The following is a 5,052-nucleotide window of genomic DNA, read 5'->3' on the forward strand; positions in this document are numbered from 1 at the left end:
CGTCTGAGGCGCGGATGCCGTACTTGTGGTACAGCTCAGCCCCCACGTATTGTAAAACCCTGCTCCCGGACACTGGGGCCGCGCGCATTTTTGGAGCCTGTTGCGTTTCAGCATAGCAACGAGCCCCTACGTTAACTACAAACCGTGGCCCGGAATCCCCACCTTTAGTTACAGCAGAGTTAACTGGCCCCGTTCATGCGGCTGTCAGGGAACCTGTGCTGTCTCGGGACGTAACTTCCAGGCAGAACAAGGTGGGCCTTGGGGCAATCCATCGGGGGTTGCGGGCCGTATTGAGACCTTGAGTACAGGAATTTTGAGGACCTACAGAATGTCACCGTCTCTCAGCGTGGTCGCCGACAACGACCTTAAGGCCCTTCCGAAGAGCGAGACCGTCGCCCAGCGCGTGCAGCGCCTGCAGACGGAAGCCCGCCAGTTGGCCAAGGACCATGTCAAGTCGCTCACCACCGCCATGATCGACCTCGAACAGCTCGCGGCCGAGATCGCCGAAGGCGGCGACGCCTATGCGCCGGGCATCCGCGACATCGCGCGCCGTCTGGCCGAAGACCTGGACGCCCGCGTCCAGACGGTGGACGCCATCTCCGCGCGGACCTAGGTCCGCGCGACCCGCGGCGTCCCAGAAGGGGACGCCGGCCGGCGCGCCGCGCCCGGCCCTCCCCCGATCGCCGCCAGGCGCATCGGGCGCCGGCGGACCAGCCGCCGAATTAACTGATTTCTTAAAGCATACGGCGAGCAGCCACCCTTAACGGACGAGGCCGCTGGACACCCCGTGCGAGCGGGGGCTCAGCCTTGTGAACCAAGGGGATGTCGACCCTTCGCGCTTACGCGAGCAGGTCGCGGAACTCGTGGCTACGTCGAAGCCAGGCCGCGGCATAGCCGCAGATGGGGGTGATCTTCAGGTTGTCGGCGCGGGCCTGGGCGGCGACCGCGGCCATGAGGCGGCCCGACGCGCCCGTTCCGCGCAGGGACACGGGGCTGAAGACGTAGTCGATGTAGAGGCGCTCAGGCGTCTTGCGGTAGTCGGCGTAGACAGTCTGTCCCTCCTCCACGATCTCGTAGCGGTCGCCGGTGTCGTTCAGCGTGTCGGCCATTTCGAAGGCGTCCTCTCCGGGCTAGGGTCCGAACCTGGGGAACGTTCCTGGAGGGATCAAGATGCGTCGTACATTGGTGTTGGGCGTAAGCCTGTTCGCCCCACTCCTGGCCCTGGCGGCCTGCTCGAAGAAGGACGAGGCGGCGAAGACTGGGGATGCAGCCCCCGCGGTGGCCACCGCGCCGGCCGGCCCGATGGCCATGCCGTCACGCAAGGCCGGCCTGTGGAGCCAGACCATCTCCACCGGCGGCATGGATCAGACGATGAAGATCTGCTTCGACGCCGACACCGACAAGAAGATGGCCGTCTGGGGCCAGGCGATGGGCGACGACAACCCATGCTCGAAGAATTCGGTCGTCCCCATTCCCGGCGGCTTCAAGATCGACAGCGTCTGCGACATGGGACCATCCGGAACGATCACCTCGACGTCAACGGTCAGCGGCGACTTCAACTCCGCCTACAAGGTGAAGGTCGCGTCCACGACTACCGGGGCGACCATACCCCAGGCCAACGGCTCGCACGCCGTGGACATCACCGCAAAGTGGGAGGGGCCCTGCCCGACCGGCATGAAGGGGGGCGACCTGCAGATCGCCGGCATGCCCGCCGGGATGAAGATGAACCTCGAGGAAATGCAGGCCCAGATGAAGCAAGCGGGGCCTGCGAAAAAGTAGCCGCGCATGTCGGAGCCGGCGCGACTGGTCCGTCCTTCGGGGCAAAATCAGGAGAACGGCCATGACCACCGCAGTTGCATCGACCCCGAACAACGACCGCGAGCTGGTGCTGGCGCGCATCATCGATGCATCGCCGGAGCAGGTGTACCGCGCGTGGACCACGCCCGAGACCTATCCGGAGTGGTTCTGCCCCAAGCCCTGGCGCGCCGAGGCGACGAAGATGGACCTGCGGCCGGGCGGCGCCTCGGACGTGACCATGTATGGGCCAAACGGCGAGGTGGCGCCGAATCCGGGCGTCTACCTCGAGGTCGTACCGAACCGGAAGCTGGTGTTCACCGACGCCTACACGGAGGGTTGGGTCCCGACGGAGGACGGCGGGATGATGACCGCGGTGCTGACCTTCGAACCCGCCGAGGGCGGCAAGACGCTCTACACCGCCCGCGTGGGACACCCCACCGCGGAGAAGAAGGCGCAACACGAGCAGATGGGCTTCCTTGAGGGTTGGGGCGTGTGCGCCGAGCAGATGGAAGCGGTCGCCCGGAACCTTTGAGTCCCCATGTCGTCATCCCACGGTCAGCCGCAGGCTGATCCGGGGAATCGCGGGTGGCCCTACGCCAGCTCCACCGCCATCGCGGTGGCCTCTCCTCCGCCGATGCAGAGGCTGGCGACGCCGCGTTTGCCGCCGCGGGCCTCGAGAGCGGCCAGCAGGGTGGCGAGGATGCGGGCCCCCGAGGCGCCGATGGGATGGCCCAGGGCGCAGGCGCCGCCGTTGACGTTCAGTTTCGCGCGATCGAGACCGAGGTCGCGCTCGGCGATCATGGCGACCACGGCGAAGGCCTCGTTGACCTCGAAGAGATCGACGTCGGCCACGCTCCAGCCCGCCCGCTTCAGGGCCTTCTGGATGGCGGGGACCGGGGCCGTGGTGAACAGGCCGGGCTCATGGGCGTGGGCGGCATGGCCGGCGACGCGCGCGACGATGGTCATGCCCAGGTTCCGGGCCACGCTTTCGCGGGTCATCACCAGTGCGGCGGCGCCGTCGGAAATGGAGCTGGCGTTGGCTGCGGTGATCGTGCCGTCCTTCGCGAACGCCGGGCGCAGGCCCGGGATCTTGGCCGGATCGGCCTTCAGGGGCTGCTCGTCGGTGTCGACGATGACGACGCCCTTCCGGTCGGTGACAGTGACGGGCGTGATTTCGCGGGCGAAGGCGCCGGACTGGATGGCGGCCTTGGCCTTGGCGAGGGAGCCGATCGCGTACTCGTCCTGCGCCTCACGTGTGAACTGGTAGGACCGCGCCGATTCCTCGGCGAACGAGCCCATCAGGCGGCCGGGCTCGTAGGCGTCCTCCAGGCCATCCAGGTACATGTGGTCGTACATCGTGTCGTGGCCGATGCGGGCGCCGGACCGATGCTTGGTCATCAGGTACGGCGCATTGGTCATGCTCTCCATGCCGCCGGCGACGATGACGTCGACGGAACCGGCGGCGATCGCGTCGTGGGCCAGGATCGCGGCCTGCATGCCCGAGCCGCACATCTTGTTGATGGTCGTGGCCTCGACCGATTTGGGCAGGCCGGCGCCGAGCGCGGCCTGGCGGGCGGGCGCCTGGCCGAGGCCGGCGGGCAGCACGCAGCCCATGACGATCTGCTCGACAGCGGCAGGATCGGCGCCTGAACGCTCAACGGCGGCGCGCACGGCGGCCGCGCCGAGTTCGGTGGCCTTGGCGCCGGAGAGGCTGCCCTGGAAGCCGCCCATCGGGGTGCGGGCGTAGCTGGCGATGACGACGGGGTCGGACGTGTTGCTCATGCGGGGGATATAGCGCTTCCCTGCGCTCAATGGGAGGGAATGGCCCTCACCGTGGCGGCGATGAAGCCGCCGCCCAGCACACGGCTGGGAGCTTCCGGGGCGTAGAGCACCGCGGCCTGGCCTGGCGCGACGCCTTCTTCCGGGGCGTCGAAGACCACGCCAGGACTTCCGTGCACCAGCGCCAGCCGGCCCGGCGCGGGCTCGCGGGTCGAGCGGACGCGGGCGAGGACCGGCCGGGACGCGGCGCAGGCGGCGGCGATGGACGATCCGTCACCGATCCAGTTGGTTTCCTTGAGACTGAGCGCGGTCGTGAGCAGGGCCTCGCGGGGCCCAACGACCACCTGGCGCGCCTCGGCGTCGATGCGCACAACGAACAGCGGGTCGCCTACCGCGACGTTGAGGCCGCGGCGCTGGCCGATGGTGTAGCGGGTCACGCCTTCGTGGCGGCCGAGGACGCGGCCGTCCAGGTGGACGATGTCGCCGGGCTCGGCGCCGTGCGGGCGCAGGCGGTCGATCACCGTCGTGTAGCGGCCCTCGGGAACAAAGCAGATGTCCTGGCTGTCCGGCTTGTCGGCCACTGCCAGGCCCAGCTCGGCCGCCGCGGCCCGCACGGCGGGCTTGGGCAGGCCGCCCAGCGGGAAGCGCAGGTAGGCGAGCTGGTCGGCGGTTGTCGCAAAGAGGAAGTAGGACTGGTCCCTGGCCGCGTCGGCCGCGCGATGAAGTTCCGGACCGTGCGGGCCCACGATGCGGCGGACGTAGTGGCCGGTGGCCATCGCCTCCGCGGAGAGTTCGCGCGCGACATCCAGCAGGTCGCGGAACTTCACCGTCTGATTGCAGCGGATGCAGGGGATCGGCGTTTCGCCGCGCAGGTAGCTGTCGGCGAAGTCCTCGATGACCTGCGCCCGGAAGCGGCTTTCATAGTCGAGGACGTAGTGAGGGATGCCGATGGCCTCGGCCGCCGTGCGGGCGTCGTGGATATCCTGGCCGGCGCAGCAGGCGCCTTTCTTCTGGATCGCGGCGCCGTGGTCGTAGAGCTGCAGGGTCACGCCGACCACATCGTAGCCGGCGCGGGCCAGGAGGGCGGCCGTCGCTGTGGAGTCCACCCCGCCGGACATCGCGGCCACGATGCGGGTCCCGGCCGGCAGGCGCACGGCGTCGCGGACGGTCTCGACGAGACCGTCGCTCAGGACGTCGGGGATGGCCGCGGGGGCGTTCATGGGGACGCCATATAGTCCCCCTGCCCCGCCATGGGGAGGGCCGGCCTCAGCGCAGCAGGTTGATAAGCGAGGATTCCTGCAGGGCCTGGAAGACGTAGGCCGCCGATTGCACGGAGAGCTGCGCCTGCTGCAGCTGGGCGGCGGCCTCGGCCATGTCGGCGTCGGTGATGTCTCCGACCATGCCGGCCAGCGAGTTCTCGCGGCTGGTCAGGTCGGTCACCACGGTTTCCACGCGGCGCTGGTTGGTGCCGTTGCG

7 protein-coding genes are annotated in these 5,052 nt (G+C 68.8%); 3 read left to right on the plus strand and 4 right to left on the minus strand.

Going from position 1 to position 5,052, the window contains the following annotated elements:
- Nucleotides 1-328: 328 nt before the first annotated feature.
- On the plus strand, nt 329-613 hold the full coding sequence (locus QZV94_RS19100) for a hypothetical protein (RefSeq protein ID WP_293680453.1): 285 nt from the start codon (nt 329-331) through the stop codon (nt 611-613).
- 226 nt (nt 614-839) lie between these two features.
- Here the strand turns inward: QZV94_RS19100 and QZV94_RS19105 are convergent, their stop codons facing one another.
- Nucleotides 840-1,109: a GNAT family N-acetyltransferase gene (locus QZV94_RS19105; protein ID WP_293680455.1), complete on the minus strand. Its 270-nt coding sequence runs from the start codon at nt 1,107-1,109 to the stop codon at nt 840-842.
- Between the two features lie 61 nt (nt 1,110-1,170).
- Between QZV94_RS19105 and QZV94_RS19110 the strand changes: the two genes are divergently transcribed.
- Nucleotides 1,171-1,779: a DUF3617 family protein gene (locus QZV94_RS19110; RefSeq protein ID WP_293680458.1), complete on the plus strand. Its 609-nt coding sequence runs from the start codon at nt 1,171-1,173 to the stop codon at nt 1,777-1,779.
- 61 nt (nt 1,780-1,840) lie between these two features.
- Nucleotides 1,841-2,329, plus strand: a complete 489-nt coding sequence (locus QZV94_RS19115; protein WP_293680461.1) for an SRPBCC family protein — start codon at nt 1,841-1,843, stop codon at nt 2,327-2,329.
- A gap of 59 nt (nt 2,330-2,388) precedes the next feature.
- On the opposite strand, the gene QZV94_RS19120 is transcribed toward QZV94_RS19115, so the two are convergent.
- From QZV94_RS19120 to QZV94_RS25240, 3 genes are all read right to left on the minus strand, one after another.
- Nucleotides 2,389-3,579, minus strand: coding sequence for an acetyl-CoA C-acyltransferase (locus QZV94_RS19120; RefSeq protein WP_293680464.1), 1,191 nt, complete (start codon nt 3,577-3,579; stop codon nt 2,389-2,391).
- Nucleotides 3,580-3,605: 26 nt separating this feature from the next.
- Nucleotides 3,606-4,796: a tRNA 2-thiouridine(34) synthase MnmA gene (gene mnmA, locus QZV94_RS19125; RefSeq protein ID WP_293680466.1), complete on the minus strand. Its 1,191-nt coding sequence runs from the start codon at nt 4,794-4,796 to the stop codon at nt 3,606-3,608.
- A 46-nt stretch (nt 4,797-4,842) separates the two neighbouring features.
- The coding region (locus tag QZV94_RS25240) for a flagellin (RefSeq protein ID WP_367254874.1) at nt 4,843-5,052 on the minus strand (210 nt) is incomplete at its 5' end.

It is taken from the genome of uncultured Phenylobacterium sp., from assembly GCF_902826855.1.
Lineage (GTDB): Bacteria > Pseudomonadota > Alphaproteobacteria > Caulobacterales > Caulobacteraceae > Phenylobacterium.